Annotated in this window: 24 protein-coding genes; 7 read left to right on the top strand and 17 right to left on the bottom strand. The window is 73.2% G+C overall.

The genetic code is table 11. The features are described 5' to 3' along the window. Positions 1-47: 47 nt before the first annotated feature. Entirely contained in the window at positions 48-638 is a 591-nt protein-coding gene (locus N538_RS0100775; RefSeq protein ID WP_028635706.1) for a hypothetical protein, read from the top strand. Here N538_RS0100775 and N538_RS0100780 read toward each other — a convergent pair. Then, a complete protein-coding gene (locus N538_RS0100780; RefSeq protein ID WP_036568985.1) occupies positions 635-2,278 on the bottom strand; it encodes a phospho-sugar mutase in 1,644 nt (547 codons plus the stop codon). The genes N538_RS0100775 and N538_RS0100780 overlap by 4 nt on opposite strands. Positions 2,279-2,296: 18 nt before the next feature. On the opposite strand from N538_RS0100780, the gene N538_RS0100785 reads away from it, so the two are divergent. Then, positions 2,297-2,743 carry an SRPBCC family protein gene (locus N538_RS0100785; RefSeq protein WP_028635758.1) on the top strand — a complete coding sequence of 149 codons (447 nt, stop codon included), beginning with the start codon at positions 2,297-2,299 and terminating at the stop codon, positions 2,741-2,743. On the opposite strand, the gene N538_RS0100790 is transcribed toward N538_RS0100785, so the two are convergent. The 6 genes from N538_RS0100790 to N538_RS0100815 are packed head-to-tail and all read right to left on the bottom strand — an operon-like array spanning position 2,713 to position 7,061. Then, on the bottom strand, positions 2,713-3,717 hold the full coding sequence (locus N538_RS0100790) for an aldo/keto reductase (RefSeq protein ID WP_028635708.1): 1,005 nt from the start codon (positions 3,715-3,717) through the stop codon (positions 2,713-2,715). The genes N538_RS0100785 and N538_RS0100790 overlap by 31 nt on opposite strands. Positions 3,718-3,726: 9 nt before the next feature. Continuing rightward, positions 3,727-4,131 carry a MerR family transcriptional regulator gene (locus N538_RS28830; RefSeq protein WP_231496098.1) on the bottom strand — a complete coding sequence of 135 codons (405 nt, stop codon included), beginning with the start codon at positions 4,129-4,131 and terminating at the stop codon, positions 3,727-3,729. Positions 4,132-4,165: 34 nt separating this feature from the next. Beyond that, on the bottom strand, positions 4,166-4,963 hold the full coding sequence (locus N538_RS0100800; protein WP_028635710.1) for an NAD-dependent epimerase/dehydratase family protein: 798 nt from the start codon (positions 4,961-4,963) through the stop codon (positions 4,166-4,168). Next, positions 4,960-5,589 carry a biliverdin-producing heme oxygenase gene (locus N538_RS0100805; protein ID WP_231496099.1) on the bottom strand — a complete coding sequence of 210 codons (630 nt, stop codon included), beginning with the start codon at positions 5,587-5,589 and terminating at the stop codon, positions 4,960-4,962. The genes N538_RS0100800 and N538_RS0100805 overlap by 4 nt, the downstream gene beginning before the upstream one ends. A 54-nt stretch (positions 5,590-5,643) precedes the next feature. Continuing rightward, the gene (locus N538_RS0100810) at positions 5,644-6,264 is read right to left on the bottom strand and encodes a TetR family transcriptional regulator (protein WP_036568988.1); all 621 of its coding nucleotides are present in this window, start codon (positions 6,262-6,264) and stop codon (positions 5,644-5,646) included. Then, positions 6,264-7,061 carry a purine-nucleoside phosphorylase gene (locus N538_RS0100815; RefSeq protein ID WP_028635713.1) on the bottom strand — a complete coding sequence of 266 codons (798 nt, stop codon included), beginning with the start codon at positions 7,059-7,061 and terminating at the stop codon, positions 6,264-6,266. The genes N538_RS0100810 and N538_RS0100815 overlap by 1 nt, the downstream gene beginning before the upstream one ends. Positions 7,062-7,119: 58 nt before the next feature. Here N538_RS0100815 and N538_RS0100820 point away from each other — a divergent pair, with 58 nt between their 5' ends. Further along, the gene (locus N538_RS0100820) at positions 7,120-7,506 is read left to right on the top strand and encodes a VOC family protein (RefSeq protein WP_028635714.1); all 387 of its coding nucleotides are present in this window, start codon (positions 7,120-7,122) and stop codon (positions 7,504-7,506) included. Between the two features lie 25 nt (positions 7,507-7,531). Here N538_RS0100820 and N538_RS0100825 read toward each other — a convergent pair whose 3' ends face one another. Next, on the bottom strand, positions 7,532-7,984 hold the full coding sequence (locus N538_RS0100825) for a gamma-glutamylcyclotransferase (protein ID WP_028635715.1): 453 nt from the start codon (positions 7,982-7,984) through the stop codon (positions 7,532-7,534). 115 nt (positions 7,985-8,099) lie between these two features. Between N538_RS0100825 and lpdA the strand changes: the two genes are divergently transcribed. From lpdA to N538_RS23200, 4 genes are all read left to right on the top strand, one after another. Then, positions 8,100-9,491: a dihydrolipoyl dehydrogenase gene (lpdA, locus tag N538_RS0100830; RefSeq protein ID WP_036568990.1), complete on the top strand. Its 1,392-nt coding sequence runs from the start codon at positions 8,100-8,102 to the stop codon at positions 9,489-9,491. 116 nt (positions 9,492-9,607) lie between these two features. Continuing rightward, complete coding sequence (locus N538_RS0100835) at positions 9,608-11,011, top strand: NAD(P)H-quinone dehydrogenase (RefSeq protein WP_028635717.1); 1,404 nt, start codon at positions 9,608-9,610, stop codon at positions 11,009-11,011. Positions 11,012-11,027: 16 nt separating this feature from the next. After that, entirely contained in the window at positions 11,028-12,185 is a 1,158-nt protein-coding gene (locus tag N538_RS23195) for a SpoIID/LytB domain-containing protein (protein ID WP_051548544.1), read from the top strand. Between the two features lie 66 nt (positions 12,186-12,251). After that, positions 12,252-13,439: a SpoIID/LytB domain-containing protein gene (locus N538_RS23200; RefSeq protein ID WP_051548547.1), complete on the top strand. Its 1,188-nt coding sequence runs from the start codon at positions 12,252-12,254 to the stop codon at positions 13,437-13,439. Here the strand turns inward: N538_RS23200 and N538_RS0100850 are convergent. From N538_RS0100850 to N538_RS0100890, 9 genes are all read right to left on the bottom strand, one after another. Next, positions 13,417-13,800 (bottom strand): hypothetical protein, encoded by a 384-nt coding sequence (locus N538_RS0100850; RefSeq protein WP_028635718.1) that lies wholly within the window; start codon positions 13,798-13,800, stop codon positions 13,417-13,419. The genes N538_RS23200 and N538_RS0100850 overlap by 23 nt on opposite strands. Continuing rightward, positions 13,800-14,513 carry a hypothetical protein gene (locus N538_RS0100855; protein ID WP_028635719.1) on the bottom strand — a complete coding sequence of 238 codons (714 nt, stop codon included), beginning with the start codon at positions 14,511-14,513 and terminating at the stop codon, positions 13,800-13,802. The genes N538_RS0100850 and N538_RS0100855 overlap by 1 nt, the downstream gene beginning before the upstream one ends. Positions 14,514-14,523: 10 nt before the next feature. Then, positions 14,524-14,838: a hypothetical protein gene (locus tag N538_RS0100860; RefSeq protein ID WP_028635720.1), complete on the bottom strand. Its 315-nt coding sequence runs from the start codon at positions 14,836-14,838 to the stop codon at positions 14,524-14,526. Continuing rightward, positions 14,835-15,440, bottom strand: a complete 606-nt coding sequence (locus tag N538_RS23205) for a hypothetical protein (protein WP_036568992.1) — start codon at positions 15,438-15,440, stop codon at positions 14,835-14,837. Before N538_RS23205 ends, N538_RS0100860 begins: the two co-directional genes overlap by 4 nt. Before the next feature lie 189 nt (positions 15,441-15,629). Then, positions 15,630-16,784 carry a benzoate/H(+) symporter BenE family transporter gene (locus N538_RS0100870; RefSeq protein ID WP_197025194.1) on the bottom strand — a complete coding sequence of 385 codons (1,155 nt, stop codon included), beginning with the start codon at positions 16,782-16,784 and terminating at the stop codon, positions 15,630-15,632. 8 nt (positions 16,785-16,792) lie between these two features. Then, positions 16,793-20,179 (bottom strand): pyruvate carboxylase, encoded by a 3,387-nt coding sequence (locus N538_RS0100875; RefSeq protein ID WP_028635721.1) that lies wholly within the window; start codon positions 20,177-20,179, stop codon positions 16,793-16,795. A gap of 60 nt (positions 20,180-20,239) precedes the next feature. Beyond that, on the bottom strand, positions 20,240-20,590 hold the full coding sequence (locus N538_RS0100880; RefSeq protein ID WP_028635722.1) for a PASTA domain-containing protein: 351 nt from the start codon (positions 20,588-20,590) through the stop codon (positions 20,240-20,242). Positions 20,591-20,671: 81 nt separating this feature from the next. Then, positions 20,672-22,144 (bottom strand): PH domain-containing protein, encoded by a 1,473-nt coding sequence (locus N538_RS23210; RefSeq protein ID WP_036568993.1) that lies wholly within the window; start codon positions 22,142-22,144, stop codon positions 20,672-20,674. Next, positions 22,141-22,620 carry a PH domain-containing protein gene (locus tag N538_RS0100890; RefSeq protein ID WP_036568996.1) on the bottom strand — a complete coding sequence of 160 codons (480 nt, stop codon included), beginning with the start codon at positions 22,618-22,620 and terminating at the stop codon, positions 22,141-22,143. The genes N538_RS23210 and N538_RS0100890 overlap by 4 nt, the downstream gene beginning before the upstream one ends. Positions 22,621-22,624: the final 4 nt, after the last annotated feature.

The raw sequence follows: 22,624 nt of genomic DNA on the forward strand, positions 1-22,624 counted from the left end.
AGCATAGGGTTGTGGTCGCGAAGCACCACAAACCAGGAGATGCCCCCATGACCGACCGGCCCGCCGAGCCCGCCGAGCCCGCCGTCGAGCGGTTCCACGCCACGAACGGGCGGATCAGCGGGTACGTCGGGCTCGGCTGCACCGCCGTGGTCCTGGTCCTCGCGATCGCCGGCTGGAGCACCGGCCGGGCGCTCGGCGTGGCGATCGTCGCGGTCCTCGGCGCGCTGCTCGTGTGGGTGGTGATGCTCCGCCCCGGCATGTGGGTCGAGGACCGCGACCTGGTGATGCGGAGCATGTACCACACCGACACGATCCCGCTGGCCGCCATCGACCGGGTCGCGGTCGGGCAGGTCACCGCTGTCAGCGTGGGCGAGAAGCGCTACCTGTCGCCGGTCGTCGGCTACACGGCCCGGCAGACCGTCCGGCAGCGCTCCGCGGCGAAGAAGACCGGGTCGGCCGCGAGCCCCCTCGACACCTACCAGGTCTTCGTCGAGGAGCGGCTCACCCACCTCGCCACGGAGGCGCGGGAGAGGTACGGCGCCGTGACCGACGGCGTCCGCCGCGCCTACGCCTGGCCCGAGCTGGCGGGCACCGTCGCGCTGATCGTCGCGTTCCTGGTCTGGCTCCTGGTGTTCTAGCCCAGGATCCCGGCCGCGGTCCTGATCCCGTCGCGCAGCGCGTCGAGCCGCCCGACCGCCGCGATCCGGGCTGCGTCAACGTCGTCCTCGGAGCGCACCGGCACCACGACCTCGAGGTAGCACTTGAGCTTCGGCTCGGTGCCGCTCGGCCGCACGACGACCCGGGCGCCGTCGGCGAGCCGGTAGCGCAGTCCCTCGGTCGGCGGCAGGTCCGCGCTGCCGACCGCGAGGTCGTCGACCCGCTCGACCGCGAGCCCGCCCAGCTCGGCGGGAGGCGCGGCGCGCAGCCGCTCCATCGCGGCGGCGATCTCCGCGAGGTCGGTGACCCGCACGGAGAGCTGGTCGGTCGCGTGCAACCCGTGCTCGCGGGCCAGGTCGTCGAGCACGTCGACGAGGGTCCGGCCCGCGGCCTTGGTCTCGGCCGCGAGCTCGCAGAGGAGCAGGAGCGCGGAGACGCCGTCCTTGTCCTTCACGTGCTCGGGGTCGACGCAGTAGCCGAGCGCCTCCTCGTAGCCGAAGGCCAGCCCGTCGACCCGGCCGATCCACTTGAAGCCGGTCAGCGTCTCGGCGTACGGCTGGCCGGCGGCGGCGGCCATCTTCCCGAGCAGGCTGGAGGACACGATGCTGCACGCGTAGGTGCCCCGGGTGCCGCGGCTCAGGAGTGCGTGCGCCAGCAGGGCGCCGACCTCGTCGCCGCGCAGCATCCGCCAGCCGTGCGGGCCGGGCACGGCGGCCGCACAGCGGTCCGCGTCCGGGTCGTTGGCGACCACGAGGTCCGCGCGGCGGCGCTCCGCGAGCGCGACCGCGAGGTCCATCGCCCCCGGCTCCTCGGGGTTCGGGAACGCGACGGTCGGGAACTCGGGGTCGGGCTGCTCCTGCTCGGTGACGACCGCCGGCTCGTCGAAACCGGCCGCCTCGAGGACGCGGAGGACGGTCGTGCCGCCCACGCCGTGCAGCGGGGTGTAGACGAGACTCAGATCCCGCGGCCCGTCGACCGCGAGCCCGGCGACGGTGTCGAGGTAGCGGTCCACGATCTCCTCGTCGAGGACCGTGCCGCCGCTTCCGCGCGGCACCTCCGCGACCGCGCCGACCGCCTCGATCCGGGCCGCGATCTCCGCGTCGGCCGGTGGCACGATCTGGCTGCCGTCGCCGAGGTAGACCTTGTAGCCGTTGTCCTGCGGCGGGTTGTGGCTGGCGGTCACCATCACGCCGGCCGCGCAGCCGAGCTCGCGGATCGCGAAGGCGAGCAGCGGCGTGGGCAGTGGGCGGGGGAGGACGTACGCCGTGAAGCCGGCGCCGGTCATCACCTCCGCGGTGTCCCGGGCGAAGACGTCGGAGTTGTGGCGGGCGTCGTACCCGATCACGACCGAGACGCGGGTGTGGCCCGTGTCGCGCAGGTAGGCGGCGAGCCCGGCCGCGGCCCGGGTGACCACGACCCGGTTCATCCGGTTCGGCCCGGCCCCCAGCGCGCCCCGCAGCCCGGCGGTGCCGAACTCGAGCGGTCCCGCGAACCGGTCAGCCAGGTCGGCGTCGCCGCCGCCGGCCTCGACCTGGGCGATGACCCGCTCGAGCTCGGCGCGGGTCTGCGGGTCGGGGTCGTCGGCGGCCCAGGCGCGCGCAGCCGTGAGGAGTTCGCTCATGGGGGGCACGATACGAGGGTGCGCGCGTCCTTCACCTTCTCCGGTACCTGGGAGATCCCTGCGCCCGTCGCCGCGGTGCACGCGCTGCTCATCGATCTCGAGCGCTACCCCGACTGGTGGCCCCAGGTCGTCGCGGTGGCGTCGCTGGGCCCGAACGACGCGCGGGTGCTGTGCCGCTCGGCGCTGCCGTACACGCTCGACCTGGTCCTGCACGCCGTCGACCGCTCGCCCGACCGCCTCGAGGTCGCCGTGTCCGGCGACCTCGAGGGCTCGGTGCGCTTCGTGCTGACGGCCACCCCGGGCGGCACCGGCCTCGACCTCAGCCAGGACGTCGCCGTCACCGGGCTCCTCGCGCTGGGGTCGTACGCCGCGCGGCCGCTGCTGCGCTGGAACCACCAGCGGATGATGGCCGGCTGCGTGGCCGGGCTGCGGCGTCAGCTGTCGATCGTGGACATGTCCCCGTAGCGCTCGCCGACCACGGCGTCGCGCGGGACCGCCGCCTCGAGCGCCGCCAGGTCGTCGGCGGAGAGCACGACGTCGGCGGCCGCGGCGTTCTCCTCGAGGTACTTCACGCGCTTGGTGCCGGGGATCGGGACGACTCCCAGCCCGGCGTCGCCCTGGGAGAGGACCCAGGCGAGCGCGAGCTGACCGGGCGTGCAGCCCTTCTGCTCCGCCAGGGAGCGTACGGCGTCGACGAGCCTGAGGTTGGCGCGCAGGCCCTCGCCGTTGAGCCGGGGGAAGTACGCCGAGCGCCGCGAGTCGTCGGGGTCGAGGGAGTCCTCCGAGGTGATCGCGCCGGTGAGGATGCCGCGGCCGAGCGGGGAGTAGGGCACCAGGCCGATGCCGAGCTCGCGGATCGTGGGCAGGATCTCGTCCTCGAGGTCGCGCGTGAACAGCGAGTACTCCGTCTGCAGCGCGGTGATCGGGTGGACGGCGTGGCCGCGGCGGATCGTCTCCGGTGACGCCTCGGAGAGCCCGAGGTGGCGCACCTTGCCGGCCTCGACGAGCTCCTTCATGGCGCCGACGGTCTCCTCGATCGGCACGGTCCGGTCGACGCGGTGCTGGTAGTAGAGGTCGATGTGGTCGACGCCGAGGCGCTGGAGCGAGGCGTCGCACGCGGTCCGCACGTACTCGGGCCGGCCGTTGATGCCGACGCGGGTGCCGTCGGGACGCCGCTCGTTGCCGAACTTGGTGGCGAGCTGGACCTCGTCGCGACGGCCCGCGATCGCCTTGCCGACGAGCTGCTCGTTCGTGAACGGCCCGTACATGTCGGCGGTGTCGAGGAAGGTGACGCCGAGGTCGAGGGCGCGGTGGATGGTCGCGACCGCCTCGCCCTCGTCGCCGCGGCCGTAGAACTCCGACATGCCCATGCAGCCGAGGCCGAGGGCGGAGACGGTGAGGGACGAGGTGGTTCCGAGAGTGCGCTGGTGAAGGGTCATGCCGTCCACTCAAGCGGTTCGAGCGCGCTCCAGGTCAAGGTCCCGGCTCAGGAGCTTGTCCTCGTAGATCCCGATCTTCGCGTCGATGGCGCCCAGGTGCTCCTGGACCTCGGCGAGCTGGGCGAGCACGAGCTGGCGGTGCGCGCGCAGGAGCGCCAGCCGCTCCTCCTCGTTCCCGTCGCCGGTCCGCACCAGCTCGGCGTATCGGCGGACGTCGCGGATCGGCATGCCGGTCCCGCGCAGCCGGGTCAGCAGCTCGATCCAGCGCAGGTCGGCCTCGGTGTAGCGGCGGTGCCCGGAGGAGGTGCGCCCGACGGGCCGCAGCATCAGCCCGTCGTGCTCGTAGTACCGCAGCGTGTCCGGGGTCAGGCCGGTGCGCTCGGCGGCCGCGGCGATGCTCAGTCCGGTGCTCACGCCCCCCAGTGTCACTCCTGGAGCGCACTCCAGGTCAAGACCGGTCGAGCGCGGGGCGTTCCTGCGCGGGCGACGCGTAGTCACCACCGACGTACGCGCCGTCCGCCGTGTCGTCCGGACCGGGCGCGATGGACGCCGCGAACTCCTCCGCGTCGTCGAGCGGCTCGTACCCCAGCGCCCGGCCGGGCTCGAGGTCCCACCAGCCGCGGGTGTTGGCCGAGATGCCGTACAGCACCGCGAAGCCCGGGGCGGGGGCGGTGAGCGCGGCGTCGACCATCCGCACGCAGTCGTCGTGCGACAGCCAGGTCGAGAGGTGGCGGACGGTCTCCGGACGCTCGAGGTAGGACCCGATCCGGCACGCCACGGCGTCGATGCCGTAGCGGTCGGCGTACAGGCTCATCACGGCCTCGGCCGCGACCTTGCCGACGCCGTAGAACGTGTCGGGCCGGGGCCTGGTGTCGATGCCGACCAGGTCCCTGCGGGGCGTCCGGCCCACGGCGTGGTTCGAGGAGGCGTAGACGAAGCGCCGCACGCCGTGCTCGACCATCGCGTCCAGCAGCGCGGCGGTGGTGATCACGTGGGAGGACAGCGAGTCGGGCAGGTTCGCCTCGTGGGGCCGGCCGGCCAGGTGCAGGACGCCGTCGAACGCCTCCTCGTCGAACACCGCGGCGACCGCGTCGGGGTCGGTGCAGTCGACGGTGAACCAGGGCCGGTCCTCGCCGGTGGGCTCGGGCACCCGGTCCAGGCCGACCACGGTGTGGCCACGGTCCGCGAGGCCGACCATCACGACGCGTCCGATGCTGCCGGCTGCGCCGGTGACGAGAACCTTCACGCGGGAAGGCTAGCCGCGAGCTCGGTGAACAACGCCTGGTTGAGCCGGAACGCGACCCTCACCTCGTCCACGACCCGGGCGATCGCACGGGACGAGAGGCCGAGTGCGTCGAGCCGGGCCCGGTAGCCGTCCTTGTAGGCCTTCGGCCGCCCGACGGCCGGGAAGTCGTAGAACGCGAGGCCTCGGCCGGCCAGCCCGAACCCGCGGTCCAGGATCCGGCCGATCGCCTGCCCGCCGGAGAGGTCGCCGAGGTAGCGCGTGTAGTGGTGCGCGGCGAGCAGGCCGCCGCTGGTGGCGGCGGCCGTCAGCCGGTCGCGGTACGCCGCGGCGGCAGGGGAGTCCACCGTGCGCGGCCCGCCCGGCAGCCAGTGGTCGAGGTCGGCGTCGATCGCCGGGAGGCGTTCCAGTCCCGGATCGAAGACCGCGGCGACCGCGGGGTCGTCGGTGTTCTCGCGCACGACCGCCTCCATCGTGGCGTAGACGGTGCGCAGCCGGAGCAGGTAGTCGGCGTAGCCCCGCTCGTCCACCCGTCCCGCGAGGAGCTCGGACATGAACGCGGCGTCCTCGGCCTGCGCGTGCTCGGTCCGGGAGCCGTCGCGCATCGCCGCTGAGAGTGAGGAGGGCACGGACCGAGACGCTATCTCGCGGGGCGCTCGGCCTCCACCCGGCACGTGGGCGCTTCAGACGTCGACGGGCGGGGCGGTGGCCATGCCGGCGGCCATCGCGACCAGGTTGCGGACGAACCGCTCGGTGGGCAGCTGGGCGCGGCCGGGGCTGTCGACCTGTCGGGCCCGGTCCGCGACCGAGCGCAGGATGAACCCGGTCACCAACGCCAGCCGCTCGTTGCGCAGCGCGTCGTCGAGCGGCGGCATCCGGTCCTCGAGCAGCGCATACACGTCGTACCCGCCGGTGTGGCGGAGCGCCTCCGCCACGTCGGGGTGGACCCGGTCGTACTCCTCGACGAGCTCGCCGACGATGACCAGGTAGCGGCGGCCCGACGGGCCGGTCTCGGCGAGCTCGACCGCGGGCCGCACGATCGCCTCGAGGACGGAGCCGAGGTCGTCGTCGGGCGTCGTGCGGGCGTGCTCGAGGAGCTCGCCCTCACGCTGGGCGAGGAACGCCGCGTGCTGCTCCAGCACCGCCGCGAGCAGACCCTCGCGGGAGCCGAAGTGGTAGTGCACGGCGCCCCGGTTGCGTTGGCCCGCACGGCGGGTCACCTCGACCAGGGACGCCGCGAAGACGCCGTGCTCCGCGAACACCTCGGTGGCCGCCTCGACGAGCGCGCGACGGGTGTCGGCCATCAGATCCGCGGGACGATCCGCCCGAGCAGGTCGCCCATCCGCGTGGCGGCCGCCCTGCCCGCCTCGAGGACCTCCTCGTGGTTGAGGGGCTGGTCGCTGATGCCCGCGGCGAGGTTGGTGACCAGGCTGATGCCGAGCACCTCCATGCCCGCCTCGCGGGCGGCGATCGCCTCGAGCGTGGTGCTCATGCCGACCAGGGAGCCGCCGATGATGCCGGCCATCCGGACCTCGGCCGGGGTCTCGTAGTGCGGGCCCGGGAACTGGACGTAGACGCCCTCGTCGAGGCTCGGGTCGATCTCGCGGCACAGCGTGCGGAGCCGCGGGCTGTACAGGTCGGTGAGGTCCACGAAGTTCGCGCCGACGATCGGGCTGGCGCCGGTCAGGTTGATGTGGTCGCTGATGAGCACCGGCGTGCCCGGCGTCCACGTCTGCTTGAGGCCGCCGCACCCGTTGGTGAGCACGATGGTGCGACAGCCGGCCCGGCCCGCCGTCCGGACCCCGTGGACGACGGCGGCGACGCCCCTGCCCTCGTAGTAGTGGGTGCGGCTGAGGAAGACCAGCAGCTGCCGGTCGCCGGCCCGGATCGAGCGGATCCGGCCGGAGTGGCCCGCGACCGCCGCCTTGCTGAAGCCCGGCAGGTCGGTCGTGTCGATCTCGGCCGTCGCCTCGCCCAGTGCATCGACCGCGGGCAGCCAGCCCGAGCCGAGGACCAGCGCGACGTCGTGCCGCTCCACCCCCGTGAGCTCGGCGAGCCTGTCGGCGGCCTCCTGGGCGAGTTGGTCAGGGGTCTGGTCCATCACCCTGCGGACTCTAGTGCGGACTTCCCGCGGGGGCGATTTCGTGCAGGGTAGGGGCATGATCGACCACCTGGGCATCAACTGCTCCGACCTCCAGCACTCCGCGGACTTCTACGACGCCGTCCTCGGCGTCCTCGGCCACCGCCGCCTGACGGACCACGGTGTGGCGATCGGCTACGGCACGTCGCACCCGGCGTTCTGGATCGGCCGCCAGCCGGAGGAGGGCCCCGCTTCCGGGCCGAACCGGGAGATCCATGTCGCCTTCGGCGCCGCCTCGGCCGAGGACGTCCGGGCCTTCTTCGACGCCGCCGTCGCGTTCGGCGCCGAGGTGCTGCACGAGCCGCGCCACTTCCCCGAGTACCACGACCACTACTACGGCGCCTTTGTGCGCGACCCCGACGGCAACAACGTCGAGGCGGTCTGCCACACGGTCTCGCCCGGATGAGTCACCGGCCGGGGGCCGGCCGGCCCTACAGTCCCGTGGATCGGCAGGGGCGGCGTCGGAGGGCGGCGACGTAGTCGGCCGGGGCGTCGGCGGCCTCGGCGGCGTCGGCGAGGATGCCGAGGTACGACGCGCTGGGCAGGCCGCCCTCGTAGGCGTCGAGGACGTAGGTCCACACCACCATCGAACCGGTCATGGTCGCGACCCGGACGCGGGTCTTGCGGTAGAGGCCGAGGTCGGCGCCCTCCCAGCCGTCCAGGGCCGCCTCGTCCTCGCGGGTGACGTCGTACACCGCCACGAAGACCTGCTCGATCGGGTCCTCGACGATCGTCGACAGGGCGCCGTCCCAGCCGTGCTCCTCCCCGCCGAACGTGAGCCGCCAGCCCTGCAGCCACCCGGTGGTGGACATCGGGGAGTGCGGGCACCGTTCGCTCATCCGGACGGGATCGAGGTTCGTCCCGTAGGCCGCGTAGAGCGTCATCGGGATCCCCGCGGCGATGCGAGCGCAGCGAGCAGCGTCGAGGGGTGAAGCGTCACGCCCGAAGACTAAACGACCGATGCGGAGTGGGCTGCCTCACGTCAGTACGCTGACTGCTGTGACCACGCACTTCAACGTCCTCGTCCTCGGCGCCGGCCCCGGAGGCTACGTCGCCGCGATCCGCGCCGCCCAGCTCGGCCAGACCGTCGCGGTCGTCGAGGACAAGTACTGGGGCGGTGTCTGCCTCAACGTCGGCTGCATCCCGTCGAAGGCACTGCTCCGGAACGCCGAGATCGCGCACATCATCACGAAGGAGAGGGACACCTTCGGGATCAGCGGCGACGCGGTCATGGACTTCGAGATCACCCACAAGCGCAGCCGGGGCGTCGCGGACGCCAGCGCCAAGGGTGTGCACTACCTGATGAAGAAGAACAAGATCCAGGAGATCGACGGCTGGGGCACGCTCAGGTCGGCCACGGAGATCGAGGTCGAGAAGGACGGTCAGAGGACCACCTACACCTTCGACAACCTGATCATCGGCACCGGTGCGAAGGTCCGGATGCTGCCGGGCATGAGCCCGAGCGAGAACGTCGTGACGTACGAGGAGCAGATCCTCGACGCCGGGCTGCCGAGGAGCATCATCATCGGCGGCTCCGGCGCGATCGGCGTCGAGTTCGCCTATGTGCTCGCCAACTTCGGTGTCGACGTGACCATCGTGGAGTTCCTCGACCGGATGGTCCCGACCGAGGACGCCGACGTGTCGAAGGAGCTGCTCAAGCAGTACAAGAAGCTCGGCGTGAAGGTCCTCCTCTCGACCAAGGTCGAGGACGTCGAGGACACCGGCAGCGGCGTCAGGGTGACGGTGAGCAAGGACGGCAACAGCGAGGTCCTCGAGGCCGACCGGATGCTGGCGGCGTTCGGCTTCGCGCCTCGCGTGGACGGCTACGGCCTCGAGAACACCGGCGTCAAGGTCTCGGACCGCGGCGCGATCGAGGTCGACGCACGCGGCCGCACGAACGTCGAGAACGTCTACGCGATCGGCGACGTGACCGGGAAGCTGATGCTGGCCCACACCGCGGAGGCGATGGGTGTCGTCGCCGCGGAGACGATCGCCGGCGCCGAGACCGTCGAGATCAACTTCGACATGATCCCGCGAGCGACGTTCTGCCAGCCGCAGATCGCCTCGTTCGGCTACTCCGAGGCCCAGGCCAAGGAGAAGGGGTACGACGTCAAGGTGGCCAGCTTCCCGTTCTCGGCCAACGGCAAGGCCCGCGGGATGGCCGAGGGCGTCGGCTTCGTGAAGATCGTCGCGGACGCGCAGTACAACGAGATCCTCGGCGCCCACATGATCGGCCCCGAGGTCACCGAGCTGCTCCCGGCGCTCACGCTGGCCCAGCAGTGGGACCTCACCGCCGACGAGGTCGCGCGGAACGTGTTCGCCCACCCGACCCTGTCGGAGGCGATGAAGGAGGCCGTCGAGGGCATCGCCGGCCACATGATCAACCTGTGACGAGCAGCCGGGTGCGAGGAACGAGCGCGCGGCGTGGGCTCGGCCAGATCGAGTAGCCGCCGCGGCTGAGGCACGAAGCCGCGGTGCGGCGTATCGAGACCTGACGGGACGTGGGAATGACCGGCAACAACGAGAGAGTCGTCATCATCGGCGGTGGCCCCGGTGGCTACGAGGCCGCGCACGTCGCCGCCCAGCTCGGCGCCGAGGTCACGATCGTCGACAGCGACGGGGTGGGCGGCTCCGCGGTCCTCACCGACTGCGTGCCGAGCAAGACGCTGATCGCCACCGCCGAGGTGATGAGCGAGCTGTCCGGCGCGGCCGAGCTCGGCGTCGAGTTCCACGACGCCGAGGGCGACGCCGCCACGACGATCCGGGTCGACCTCGAGCGCGTCAACGCCCGGGTCAAGGCGCTCGCCACGAGCCAGTCCGAGGACATCGGGCGGCGCCTCGCCCGCGACGGGGTCACGGTGCTCAGGGGCCGCGGCAGCCTGGCCGGCGCCGACCGGGTGGTCGCGCAGCTCGCCGACGGCTCCGAGCAGATGCTCCGCGCGGACGCCGTCCTGATCGCGACCGGCGCGGCGCCGCGCACGCTGCCGTCCGCGCAGCCCGACGGCGAGCGGATCCTCACCTGGGAGCAGGTCTACGACCTGACCGAGGTGCCGACCGAGCTGATCGTCGTCGGCTCCGGCGTGACGGGTGCCGAGTTCGCCAGCGCCTACCTCAACCTCGGCATCCCGGTGACGCTGGTCTCCTCCCGGGACCGGGTGCTGCCCGGCGAGGACGCCGACGCCGCCAAGGTCCTCGAGGACGTGCTCACGCGCCGGGGCATGACGGTCCTGTCCAGGTCCCGCATGGAGTCGGTCGCGCGTGACGGCGACGTCGTCACGGTCACCCTGACCGACGGGCGGACCGTCCAGGGCTCGCACTGCATCCTCGCGCTCGGCTCGGTCCCGAAGACCGACGACATGGGCCTCGAGGAGGCCGGCGTCATCCTCAAGGACGGCGGCTTCGTCAACGTCGACCGGGTCTCGCGCACGTCGGCCCGCGGGGTGTACGCCGCCGGCGACTGCACCGGCGTCCTGATGCTCGCCAGCGTCGCGGCGATGCAGGGCCGGATCGCGATGTGGCACTTCCTCGGGGACACGGTGCATCCGCTCGACCTGAAGACGGTCTCGTCCAACGTCTTCACGGCCCCCGAGATCGCCACCGTCGGCTGGTCGCAGCAGGCCGTCGACGCCGGGGAGATGCAGGCGGAGGTCGTGACGCTGCCGCTGTCGGGCAACCCGCGCGCCAAGATGCAGGGCGTCCGCGACGGCTTCGTGAAGCTGCTGTGCCGCCCCGGCACCGGCATCGTCGTCGGCGGCGTGGTCGTGGGCCCGCGCGCCAGCGAGCTGATCCACCCGGTCTCGATCGCGGTGGCGGAGTCGCTCACGGCCGACCAGCTCGCCCAGGCGTTTACTGTGTACCCGTCGATGAGCGGCTCGATCGCCGAGGCCGCTCGGCGCCTGCACCGCATCTGATCTCGGGGGTCACCACATGCTCGGACGGCTCGTCGTCGCCACCGCGACCCTGCTCCTCGCGTCCGCCGCACCCGCGGCCGCGGCCGATGCGTGGGACGTCCCGCACTCGGCGACGATCACCATCGACGGCCACGGGCACGGTCACGGCCGGGGCCTGTCCCAGTACGGCGCGAAGCACGCCGCCGAGGACGGCGTCGGCTACCGGGAGATCCTCGACTTCTACTACCGCGGGACCTCGTGGGGGACCGCGACCGGGCAGGTCCGCATCTTCCTGAGCCGGGGCGACCTCGGCAACACCGTCCAGGTGGAGCCAAAGCGCGGCCTGGTCGCGCGCGCCGGCGGCCGCAGCTGGGACCTCACCCGGGCGAAGCCGCGCGCGCAGCGCTGGCGGATCGTGCCGAAGGGCGCCGCCCGGAGCAGCCTGCAGTACCGCCGGTCCGGCTGGCACCAGTACCGCTCGGTCGCCGGGACGCTCGAGTTCGCCGCGAAGGGCAAGCCGATCACGCTCGACACGCAGGACGGTCCGATGTCCTACCGCGGCTCCGTCCGCTCGGTCCCGTCCAGCCCCGGCCACCGGATGGCGATCAACGTGCTGCCCATGGAGGCCTACCTCCGCGGCGTGGTGCCCGCCGAGGTGGTCGCCTCGACGTGGCCGCAGCAGGCGCAGCGCGCCCAGGCCGTCGCCGCGCGCAGCTACGCAGCCCTCAAGCGGTCGACCCGTCAGGACAAGCCCTACGACCTCGACGACACCACGAGTTATCAGCGGTACCTCGGCGTCGACCGCGAGTGGCCGGCCTCGGACACCGCGGTCGCCGCCACCGCCGGAAAGATCCTCACGTACGGCGGCGAGCCCGCGTTCACCGAGTTCACGGCGAGCAACGGCGGCTGGACGGTGGCCGGCGACGCGCCGTACCTCCAGGCCCGGGAGGACCCGTGGGACCGGACCCAGGCCTGGGAGGAGACGCTCTCCGACACCGACGTCGAGTCGGCGTGGCCGTCGGTCGGCGACCTCACCCACGTGGAGATCGCCGGGCGCGACGGCCACGGCGAGTGGGGAGGGCGAGCCGGGACGGTGACCCTGACGGGCACGGGCGGGACCGTCACGGTCAGCGGCGCGGCCTTCGCACTGCGGCTCGGACTGGCCTCGCCGTGGCTCACGATCCGGGTGAGCTGAACTACAGGTCTGTAGTTACCGCGACTCCGTTGCGGGGCTGATGTGACGCATGGTGCGATTGTGACCATGCGTGCGATCCCCGGACTGCTGGCGACCGCGCTCGCCGCGTCGCTCGGCCTCGGCGCACCCGCGAGCGCGGCGAGCGCGGACGTCTGGAAGGTCCCCGCGGACGCGACGATCACCGTCCGCGGGCACGGCTACGGGCACGGCCACGGGATGTCGCAGTACGGCGCCGAGGGGGCGGCCCGGAAGGGCTTGACCTACCGGCAGATCGTGCGGTTCTACTACCCGGGCACGGAGTGGGGGCAGGCCCGGGGCCGGGTGACCGTGCTGATCACCGCGGACACCACCGACGATCTGGTCGTCGTCGCCCGGAAGGGGCTCACGGTCCGCGACACCGCCGGGGGCAAGCCGCTACCGCTGCCGGACAACGGCGCGAGCCGCTGGAAGGTCGCGGTCGGCAGCGACGGCGTCAACCGGGTGTTGTTCCGCACCCACCGCTGGCACCGGTGGCACGCGCTCGACGGCCAGGGCGAGTTCTACGCCGCCGGCGAGCCGGTCACGCTCGTCACCCCGACCGGCGAGCGGGCATACCGGGGCCGGTTACGGGTCGGCGTCACGTCCTCCGGTGACCGGGTCACCGTCAACGACCTGGCCCTGGACAACTACCTCCGGGGCGTCGTGCCGCTGGAGATCCCGGCGTCCTGGAGCCCCGACGCCGTCCGCGCGCAGGCGGTCGCCGCGCGCAGCTACGCGGCGTACGAGCGCGCCCACCCGCAGTCCGCGGCGTACCAGCTCTGCGACACCTGGTCCTGCCAGGTGTACGGCGGGTACGACGCTGAGTACCCCGCCTCCGACACGGCGGTCCAGGACACGGCGAAGCAGGTGCTGCTCAGCGGCGGCGACCCGGCGTTCACGCAGTTCGGGTCGAGCAGCGGCGGCTGGACCTCGGCCGGGTCGGTGTCCTACCTGCCGGCGCAGAAGGATCCGTACGACGGGTGGGCCGGCAACCCGGTGCACACCTGGTCGACGCGGCTCGGCGACGAGGTGCTCGAGCGGACCTGGCCCGCGGTCGGCGACCTGCGGAGGATCGCCGTGACGAAGCGCGACGGCAACGGGGACTGGGGCGGACGGGTCGTCTCGCTGACGCTGAGCGGCACCGACGGCAAGGTCGCGGTCTCCGGCGACACGTTCCGGTCCCTGCTGGGGCTGCGCTCGACGTGGATGACGTTCAGGGTGTCGTCAGCAGCTTGAGGGCGTTCCTGAACACCAGCCAGTCCATGAACAGCAGCACGCCGCCGAGCACCACGACCATCAGGCCACCTCGGACCGTGGTCGCCCAGACCAGCACCCCCACCCCGACGACGAGGCTCAGGACGCCGAGGTCCCACACGATCTTGCCGGCCCGCACCGACGCCCACGCGAGCATCGTCGCGACGAGGCTGAGCGCGGCGAACAGCGCGAGCAGCCAGAACATCGTCGACCCGGGGTCGTCGCGGCCGATGTCGTTGGCGGCGAAGACGCCGAGGGCGATGATCAGCGCGTGGCCGACCGCGGACACCGCCGTACCGCGGTTGACGGCCCGGTCGTACGCGGCCAGTGCCGGCGTGCTCATCAGCCGATGACCGCGGACGGCCAGTTCTCGGCGCCGAAGTCGCCGGTCTCGTTCGCGACCTGGAGGAACGTCGAGTTCGCGCCCGAGGCCGCCGCACGGAGGTTGATGACCGCGCTGGCCAGGGCCGCGATGGCGACCACCACGGCGCCGAGGATGGTGGCGGGCACCGCCGGCAGCCCGATGATGCTGACGGTCTCGCCCCCGGCGGCGATGATCGCCACGACGAGGGCGGCCAGGGCGGCGGCGGTGAGGACGTAGAAGACGTACAGTGCCGACGCGACGGCGCCGAGGGCCGGACCGATCTGGGCGGTCAGCTTGCTCTGCACGGCCGAGAGCGCCTTGCCCTGGGGGCCGAGGGAGAGCGCGTAGCGGTCGGCCGCCCGGCCCTTCCACTCCGTGTCCACCGCGCTCTGCGAGCGGTCGGACTCGCTCGCCCGCGCGGCGACCGGCCCGCCGACCTCGATCCACGCGTCCTTCGCCGAGTCGAGGTCCCACGGCGCCCCGATGTTCGAGGCGATCTCGCCGACCTTGTCCCAGAACTCGCCCAGCTTCTCCATGGCCTTGTTCCAGAGGTCCTTGAACTTGTCGACGACCCAGCCCAGGCCCCACGGGACCCAGGACAGGATGTCGTTGACCTTGTCGGTGACCCATTGGATCTTCTCGTCGATCTCGTCGAGAAGGTCCATGATGCGGTCGACGGTCTCCGGTCCCATCAGCCTCTCCTCACTCCGGGATCCAGACGGACTGGACCTGGTGCACGACGTTCTCGTCGGTGCTCTGGAAGTCGCGACGCACCTCGCGCAGCGCGTCGGCGAGCTGCTTGGTCTCGCGGGTGCCGGCAGTGAGGACGTCCTGGACGTGCTGCCGGGCCCTGGCGTAGCTGGCGTCGAGCCCGACCATCCCGCACACGAAGGAGAACTGCGCGGCGGACAGGGTCAGGCCGGCCACGGTGCCCTCGGCGTCATCGAGCGCGCGGGACGTGTCGTCCCACTCGCCCGCCTCGCTGGTCAGGGCCTCGAAGCCCGCTTGCATCGTCATCGGTCGTTCCCCTCTGGCGTGGTCGTGGCGCCGATGGCACGCCGCGCGATGTCGGCGAGCCGGGACGCCTGGATGGCGGCAGCGAGGCCCTCCCGCCGGGCGCGCCGGGTCGCGGCGAGCATGGCCTCGGTGATCTCGCGGCCCAGGTTCGCCGGGTGCGCACGCGACACCCAGCCCAGGTCGAGGTCGAGGCTGTCGACGTCGCCGTTGCCGAGCGCGGTGGCAGCCACGTGGCCCGACGTGCTGCGGGCGGTGAAGGTGCGGCCGGCGTGCTCGTCGAGCAGCCGGTTGGCCTCGTCGAGGCCCGCGCGGACGTCCATCAGCACATCCTCCGCGAGCTCCCGGGCGACGGCCGTGCCGTCGGCGCCGGCCGCGACCCGCTCGTCGAAGGCCTCCAGCACCGCGACGCTCGGACGGGCCGGGCGCGCCGGGGGTGCGGGCTCGTCCTCCAGGTCGCGCAGGGCATCGCCGTACTGCTCGACCTGGCGCACCTTCGCCTCGGCCACGGCTGCCAGGACGGCCGCTGGCAGCTCGGCCGCGGCCAGCTGCTGATCCCAGGTGAACCCGATCCGGACCCACTCGAGCCGGCCCTCGGCGTCCACCCGGACCGTGACCTGTCCGCGTCGTCGGCGGTCTCGAGGGGCCCGATCCGCTCCTGGGCGCCGGCCAGCTGCTGGAGCAGCACGTCGCTGCTCTCCCTGAGGACGGCCAGGTCCTCGATCAGGTCGGTCATCGTCTGTCTTCCCCCGAGTGGTCGTGACGCCCAGACCCTTGCCCGCACCTCCCAGGACTCAAACGCGGGCGCGCAGCAGGGGCCGCAGCACCAGTCCGGCGAGCAGCGCCCAGAACGCCGCACCGATGCCGAGCACGCTGATCCCGGACGCCGCCACCAGGAAGCAGACCGCCGCGGCCTCGCGACCGTCCTCGTCCGCGAGGGCGCCGGCCAGGGCCGTGCCGAACGTGCCGATCAGCGCGAGGCCGGCGGCCGCCGGGATCACGTCCCCCGGTGCCGCGGCGACCAGCGCGGCCAGAGCAGCGGCGGCCAACGCCAGCACGACGTACGTCGCCGCCGCGCTGGTGGACGCGATCCAGCGCCGGGATCGGTCCGGCCCGGCCATCGGGCCTGCCGTCATCGCGGCCGTGATCGCCGCCAGGTTGACCGCGTGCCCGCCGAACGGCGCGCCGACGAGCGTCCCGACACCGGTCACGGCCATCGACTCGCGCCACGGCACGGTCCAGCCGAAGCTCGACATCACCGCGACCCCCGGCACGTTCTGTGACGCCATCGTCACGACGTAGAGCGGCACCGCGATGCTGACCACCGCCGCGACCGTCCAGTGCGGGGTGGTCCAGGCGAGGGCCGGCAGCAGGTCGCCGCCGTGCACGTCGGAGCCCGCCTCGACCAGGACGACCACGAGTGCGACGACCAGGGCCACCGGCACCGCCCAGCGCCGCGAGACGCGGTGCATGACCAGCCAGGCCAGCACGACCGGCCCGACGACGTACGGCGAGTCCGCGAGCCCGGTGACCGGCTCGAGGCAGATCGGCAGCAGCACTCCGGCGAGCATCGCCCGGGCCAGCGAGACCGGGATCCGCGCGATCAGGTCGCCGAGCCAGGGCACCAGCCCGGTCAGCACGATCAGCACCGCCGTGACCATGAACGCGCCGACCGCCGCCGGCCAGCCGCCCTCGACGGCGCCGGTGGAGATGAGCAGCGCCGCGCCCGGCGTGGACCATGCCAGCGCGATGGGCTCCCGCGTGCGGACGCTCAGCCAGACCATGCCGAGCGCCTGCGTCACGCACAGCGCGAGCAGGCCGGAGGCCGCCTCGGCCGAGCTGGCGCCGACCGCGACCAGCCCGGCGAGCACGACCACGAACGCGCTGCTGAAGCCCACGACCGCGGTGACGATGCCGGCCACGACCGGCGTGCCGTGCGCGGTCGGCACCGTGGTGCTCAGGAGAGCACCAGCACCAGGTCGCCGCCGTCGACGGCCTGGGTCCCCGGCAGGGCCACGCGCTCGACCGTGCCCGCGACCGGCGCGGTGATCGCGGCCTCCATCTTCATCGCCTCGATGGTGGCGACCGTGTCGCCGGCGGCGACCTGCTGGCCGGCCTCGACCACGACCGTCACGACGCCCTGGAACGGCGCAGCGACCTGGCCCGGCTTCGAGGCGTCGGCCTTCTCGGCGGCGGCGACCTCCGACGCGACGCTCGTGTCGCGCACGTTGACGGGCCGGAGCTGGCCGTTGATCGTGGCGAGCACCGTCCTGATGCCGCGCTCGTCGGGGTCGCTGATGGCCTGCAGGCCGAGGATCAGCCGCTTGCCCTCCTCGATCTCGACCTCGTGCTCGACGCCCTGGCGCAGCCCGTAGAGGTACTCCAGCGTGGGCACCACCGACAGGTCGCCGTACCGCGCACGGGACTCGGTGAACTCGCGGGTCGGGCCGGGGAACAGCAGCTCGTTGAGCGTACGGCGGCGCGTGGGGCTGCCACCCGCCAGCGCGTCGCGCTGGTCGGCGGTGAGCTCCTCGGCCGGCGGCTTGTGGGTGCGGCCCTCGAGCGCCTTGGTGCGGAACGGCTCGGGCCAGCCGCCCGGCGGGTCGCCCAGGTCGCCGCTCAGGAAGCCGATGACGGAGTCGGGGATGTCGAACGACCCGGGATCCTCGGCGAAGTCGCGCGGGTCGGCGCCGACCGCGACCAGGTGCAGCGCGAGATCGCCCACGACCTTCGACGACGGCGTCACCTTCACGATGTTGCCGAGGATGTCGTTCGCGGCGGCGTACATGTCCTCGATCTGCTCGAACTTCTCGCCGAGGCCGAGCGCGATCGCCTGCTGGCGCAGGTTGGAGAGCTGCCCGCCGGGGATCTCGTGCCGGTAGACGCGGCCGGTGGGCGACGGCAGCCCGGACTCGAACGGCGCGTACACCCGGCGGGTCGCCTCCCAGTACGGCTCGAGCGCGTTCACCGCCGTCAGCGACAGCCCGGTCTCGCGCGGGCCGTGGTCGGTGGCGGAGACGAGCGCCGACAGCGGCGGCTGCGACGTGGTGCCGGCCATCGAGGCGGTCGCGGCGTCGACCGCGTCGACACCCGCGTCGATCGCGGCGAGCAGGGTCGCGAGCTGGCCGCCGGGGGTGTCGTGGGTGTGCAGGTGGACGGGCAGGTCGAAGTTCTCGCGCAGCGCGGTGACCAGCGTGCGCGCGGCCGGCACCCGCAGCAGGCCGGCCATGTCCTTGATCGCCAGCACGTGCGCGCCGGCGTCCACGATCCGCTCGGCCAGCTTCAGGTAGTAGTCGAGCGTGTAGAGCGACTCGTCCGGGTCGGACAGGTCGCCGGTGTAGCAGAGCGCGACCTCCGCGACCGCCGTGCCGGTGGCGCGCACCGCCTCGATCGCGGGCCGCATCTGCTCGACGTCGTTGAGGGCGTCGAAGATCCGGAACACGTCGATGCCGGTGCTCGCCGCCTCCTCGATGAACGCGTTCGTCACATCTGTCGGGTACGGCGTGTAGCCGACGGTGTTGCGGCCGCGGAGCAGCATCTGGAGGCAGATGTTCGGGACCGCCTGGCGCAGCGCGGCCAGCCGCTCCCACGGGTCCTCGGCGAGGAAGCGCAGCGCCACGTCGTACGTCGCGCCGCCCCAGGCCTCCAGCGACCACAGCTGCGGTGTGGTGCGGGCGACGTGCCCGGCCACCGCCAGCAGGTCCCGGGTCCGGACCCGGGTGGCGAGCAGCGACTGGTGGGCGTCGCGGAACGTCGTGTCGGTGACCGCGACGTCCTTCTGCTGCCGCAGCCGCCGTGCGAACTCCTCCGGCCCGAGCTCGAGCAGCAGCTGCCGCGAGCCGTCGGGCGCGGGGACCTCGAGGTTGACCTCCGGCAGCTTCGAGACCGGGTCGACCTTCACCGGCGCCGGGCCGTACGGCTGGTTCACCGTGACGTCGGCGAGGTAGTTGAGCACCTTGCTCCCGCGGTCGCCCGAGCCGCGCGCCTGCAGCAGCTGCGGGTGCGTCTCGATGAACGCCGTGGTGACCCGGCCGCCCGCGAAGTCCGGGTCGGCCAGCACCGCCTGGAGGAACGGGATGTTCGTCGACACGCCGCGGATGCGGAACTCCGCCACCGCACGCTGCGCCTTCTCCACCGCCTTCTCGAAGGTCCGGCCGCGACAGGTGAGCTTCGCGAGCATCGAGTCGAAGTGGGCGGACACCTCCGCGCCGGTGTACGTCGTGCCGCCGTCGACGCGGACGCCGGGCCCGCCGGGGGAGCGGTAGGTCGTGATCACGCCGGTGTCCGGACGGAAGTTGTTGGCCGGGTCCTCCGTGGTGATCCGGCACTGGAGCGCGGAGCCGCGCAGCTGGACGGTGTCCTGCGACAGCCCGAGGTCCGCCAGCGTCTCGCCGGACGCGATCCGCAGCTGGGACTGCACGAGGTCGACGTCGGTGACCTCCTCGGTCACGGTGTGCTCGACCTGGATGCGCGGGTTCATCTCGATGAAGACGTAGTTGCCCTGTGGGTCCACCAGGAACTCGACGGTGCCGGCGTTGCGGTAGCCGATCTCCCGGGCGAAGCGCACGGCGTCCGCGCAGATCCGGTCCCGCAGGTCCGGGTCGAGGTTCGGCGCCGGCGCGATCTCGATGACCTTCTGGTGCCGGCGCTGCACGGAGCAGTCCCGCTCGAACAGGTGGATGACCTCACCCGTGCCGTCGGCCAGGACCTGCACCTCGATGTGGCGGGGGTCCACGACGGCCTGCTCGATGAACACCGTCGGGTCGCCGAAGGCGCCGTCCGCCTCGCGCATGCAGGTCTCCACCGCCTCCCGCAGGTCCCTCGGCTCGTCCACGCGTCGCATGCCGCGCCCACCGCCACCCGCGACGGCCTTCACGAACAGCGGGTACGGCAGCTCGGCCGAGGCCTCGACCAGCGCCTCGACATCGGTCGACGGGTCGACGCTGGCCAGCGTCGGTACGCCGGCGGCCTTGGCCGCCCCGATCGCGCGGGCCTTGTTGCCGGTGAGCGTCAGCACCTCGGCGCTGGGGCCGATGAAGGTGATGCCGGCGTTCGCACAGGCCTCGGCGAGGCCGGGATTCTCCGACAGGAACCCGTAGCCCGGGTAGACCGCGTCGGCGCCCGCCCGGACCGCGACCGCGACGATGCCCTCCGGGTCGAGGTAGGCGCGCACCGGGTGGCCGCGCTCGCCGATCTCGTAGGCCTCGTCGGCCTTCAGCCGGTGCTCCGACCAGCGGTCCTCGTAGGGGAAGATCGCGACCGTGCGCGCTCCGAGCTCGTACGCGGCACGGAACGCCCGGATCGCGATCTCGCCGCGGTTCGCGACCAGCACCTTGGAGAACATGCGCACACGCTATAAGGGCGTGCCGCGACCCGGCCGGTCCCGTGGTCGTCGCGAGACGGGTCAGCGGCCGATGGTGATGCCCACCCGGTGCCCCGCGCGGAGAACGGTGTCGGCGGGGATGGACTGGCTGAGCACGTAGCCCCGCTTCCACGCGGCGGCGTGCCGGGTCCGGACCGCGCCGAGGCTGCAGTTCGCCCACTCCAGCTCGGTCCGGGCGACGCGGGCGCGGAGCCCGCGGAGCTCGGGGACCAGGCACCCGGTGCCGGAGCGGGTGGCCGCCGCGGTGGGCGGGTCGGCGAGGTCGACAGACGTCGCCCCGGCGGGCTGGACCCAGGCGAGGCACGCGGCCAGCGCGACGGCCGTGGCCAGGGCGCAGTCCAGCCCTCGACGACGTACGGCTCGGCTCGGCATCGATGCTCCAGGGGGCGCTGAGGTGCCCGAGCACCCGAGGAGCTCCCACGCTAGGCCACCGCGGCTCCGGGCAGGGCCACGTCAGCGACTGGTCCGGACCGGTTCCTCCTCCAGGAACTGGCCGACCATGTCGGGGTGTGCTTCCCGGGCCAGCGCCACGGCCGCCGGCTCGGGGACGTCGAGCGCGGTGACGGCCTGCCGCCCGCCCGCGGTCGTCGCGACCAGGGTGGTGAGCCCGGCGCGTCGCTGGAACCAGGTCGCGCGCAGGTTCCACCCGATGACGCCGTCGGTCTCCAGGGCCTCGCGGCGTCGGTCGAGGCTGCCGGAGCGGACCACGACGTACCCGCCGACCAGCGCGTGCCCGAGCGCGCGCACCCGGTCCGCGGCCAGGGCCGCCGCGGCCGGTACGCCGAGCGCGGCGAGGACCGGCAGCCAGAGCGGCGCGTCCAGGAGCGGGACGACGGCGACGGCGGCGAGCAGGACGAGGACGGCGGGGCCGACCGCCCGGGTGTAGCGCCGGGTGCGGGCGCGCGGGCCGTGGGCGACGAGCGCCACGTCGAGGGGACCGGGCGTGCGCAGCACGGCGCCGGCGGCCCGGTGCACGACGTCGCGCGGGGCGGGCGGGACCAGCAGCGCCGACTGGCCCCGGCCGAGACCCGTCGCGATGGCGGAGGCGCGGCCGCCGCCGGCCAGGCGCAGCCCGAGCGGCTCGCCGACGGCGACGCCACGCAGCCGCGCGTCGTCGATCGTGGTCTCGCGCGTGGTGAGCAGACCGCGGCGCAGGTGCCAGGCGCCGCCGGCGTGGGTGAGCGCGAAGCCCCAGTTGGTGACGACGTACCCGCCGATCGACAGCACGGACACGACGACCACGAGACCGGCGAGGGCGGCGGGGACCGCGACCCAGGGCGACCAGGCCTCCGCGTCGTGGGCGATCCGGTCGGGGTCCAGGCGCTGGAAGCCGCCGACGGTGTTGAGCGCCTGGCTGGCGACGGCCAGGACGCCGCCGGCGAGGGCCAGGCCGGCACTCGTGAACGGTGCGAACCGCACCCAGGACGGGTCGAGCACCAGCACCGGAGCCGCCTCCGGCACGTCGACCTCGGGGGCGGGCCCGGCGCCCAGCAGGTCCGCCCGGAGCTCGCGGGCCTGCTCGACCGGGAGCCCGTCGAGGACGAGCTGCTCGTCGTCGTCGGTCGACGCGGTCCCGGTGCCGACCCGCACGCTGGTCAGGCCGAGCAGCCGGTGCACGGGCGGTGCGGTGATGTCGACGCTGCGCACCCGGTCGAGCGGCGTGGAGAGCACGTGCCGGTTGACGAGCCCGCGGCGCAGCTCGATGCGTCCGCCGGCGATCCGGAAGAACGTCGTCCAGTAGCGCAGCACGCCGAGCCCGACCGGGATCAGCACGCCGACGGCGTTCCACCACTCGCCGGCCCCGCCCGACGCCGTGCCGGCGATGAACAGGCCGATCAGCACCGGCAGGAACCGGACCAGCTCCTTGACCGGGTAGACCAGCAGCATCCGCGGGTCGAGCCGCCGCCAGTCGGCCGTCGAGCTCACGTGGCGTCGCCGGGGACGCTGTCGGCCATCACCGTCAGCTCGTCGACGAGGGCGAGGGCGCGGGCCCGTTCCAGGCCGGCGATCTCCAGTGCGCCCGCCGCCGACGCGGTGGTGACCGTGACCGTCGACAGCCCGAACAGCCGGGCCACCGCGCCCTCGACGTGGTCGACGGTCTGGATCCGCGACATCGGGGCGATCCGGCGCTCGCGCGCCCACCAGCCCGTCTGCGTGTAGACGGCCGTGTCCGTGACCTCCCAGCGGTGCACGGCGTACCGCCACGAGGGCACGATGAGGACGTACGCGACGACCACGAGGGCGACGATGAGGACCGACCACCACGGCAGCGGCAGCCAGTCGGTCAGCGGACCGGCGACGGCGAGTGCGACGACGAGCACCAGCCCCTCCGCGGCGGCGGTCAGCGCCCACATCGTCCGGGCGCGCGGGCTCACCCGCTCGCGCGGCTCGCGAAGTCGCATGCAA

The organism is Nocardioides sp. URHA0032, from assembly GCF_000620645.1.
In the GTDB taxonomy this organism is placed as follows: Bacteria; Actinomycetota; Actinomycetes; order Propionibacteriales; family Nocardioidaceae; genus Nocardioides.

Bases quoted from the DNA above. Each gene is read 5' to 3' on its own strand.
- N538_RS0100775 (WP_028635706.1), top strand. From the start codon at position 48: ATGACCGACCGGCCCGCCGAGCCCGCCGAGCCCGCCGTCGAGCGGTTC.
- N538_RS0100780 (WP_036568985.1), bottom strand. From the start codon at position 2,278: ATGAGCGAACTCCTCACGGCTGCGCGCGCCTGGGCCGCCGACGACCCC.
- N538_RS0100790 (WP_028635708.1), bottom strand. From the start codon at position 3,717: ATGACCCTTCACCAGCGCACTCTCGGAACCACCTCGTCCCTCACCGTC.
- N538_RS0100810 (WP_036568988.1), bottom strand. From the start codon at position 6,264: ATGGCCGACACCCGTCGCGCGCTCGTCGAGGCGGCCACCGAGGTGTTC.
- N538_RS0100815 (WP_028635713.1), bottom strand. From the start codon at position 7,061: ATGGACCAGACCCCTGACCAACTCGCCCAGGAGGCCGCCGACAGGCTC.
- N538_RS0100820 (WP_028635714.1), top strand. From the start codon at position 7,120: ATGATCGACCACCTGGGCATCAACTGCTCCGACCTCCAGCACTCCGCG.
- N538_RS0100825 (WP_028635715.1), bottom strand. From the start codon at position 7,984: ATGACGCTCTACGCGGCCTACGGGACGAACCTCGATCCCGTCCGGATG.
- N538_RS0100835 (WP_028635717.1), top strand. From the start codon at position 9,608: ATGACCGGCAACAACGAGAGAGTCGTCATCATCGGCGGTGGCCCCGGT.
- N538_RS23195 (WP_051548544.1), top strand. From the start codon at position 11,028: ATGCTCGGACGGCTCGTCGTCGCCACCGCGACCCTGCTCCTCGCGTCC.
- N538_RS23200 (WP_051548547.1), top strand. From the start codon at position 12,252: ATGCGTGCGATCCCCGGACTGCTGGCGACCGCGCTCGCCGCGTCGCTC.
- N538_RS0100850 (WP_028635718.1), bottom strand. From the start codon at position 13,800: ATGAGCACGCCGGCACTGGCCGCGTACGACCGGGCCGTCAACCGCGGT.
- N538_RS0100855 (WP_028635719.1), bottom strand. From the start codon at position 14,513: ATGGGACCGGAGACCGTCGACCGCATCATGGACCTTCTCGACGAGATC.
- N538_RS0100860 (WP_028635720.1), bottom strand. From the start codon at position 14,838: ATGACGATGCAAGCGGGCTTCGAGGCCCTGACCAGCGAGGCGGGCGAG.
- N538_RS0100875 (WP_028635721.1), bottom strand. From the start codon at position 20,179: ATGTTCTCCAAGGTGCTGGTCGCGAACCGCGGCGAGATCGCGATCCGG.
- N538_RS0100880 (WP_028635722.1), bottom strand. From the start codon at position 20,590: ATGCCGAGCCGAGCCGTACGTCGTCGAGGGCTGGACTGCGCCCTGGCC.
- N538_RS0100890 (WP_036568996.1), bottom strand. From the start codon at position 22,620: ATGCGACTTCGCGAGCCGCGCGAGCGGGTGAGCCCGCGCGCCCGGACG.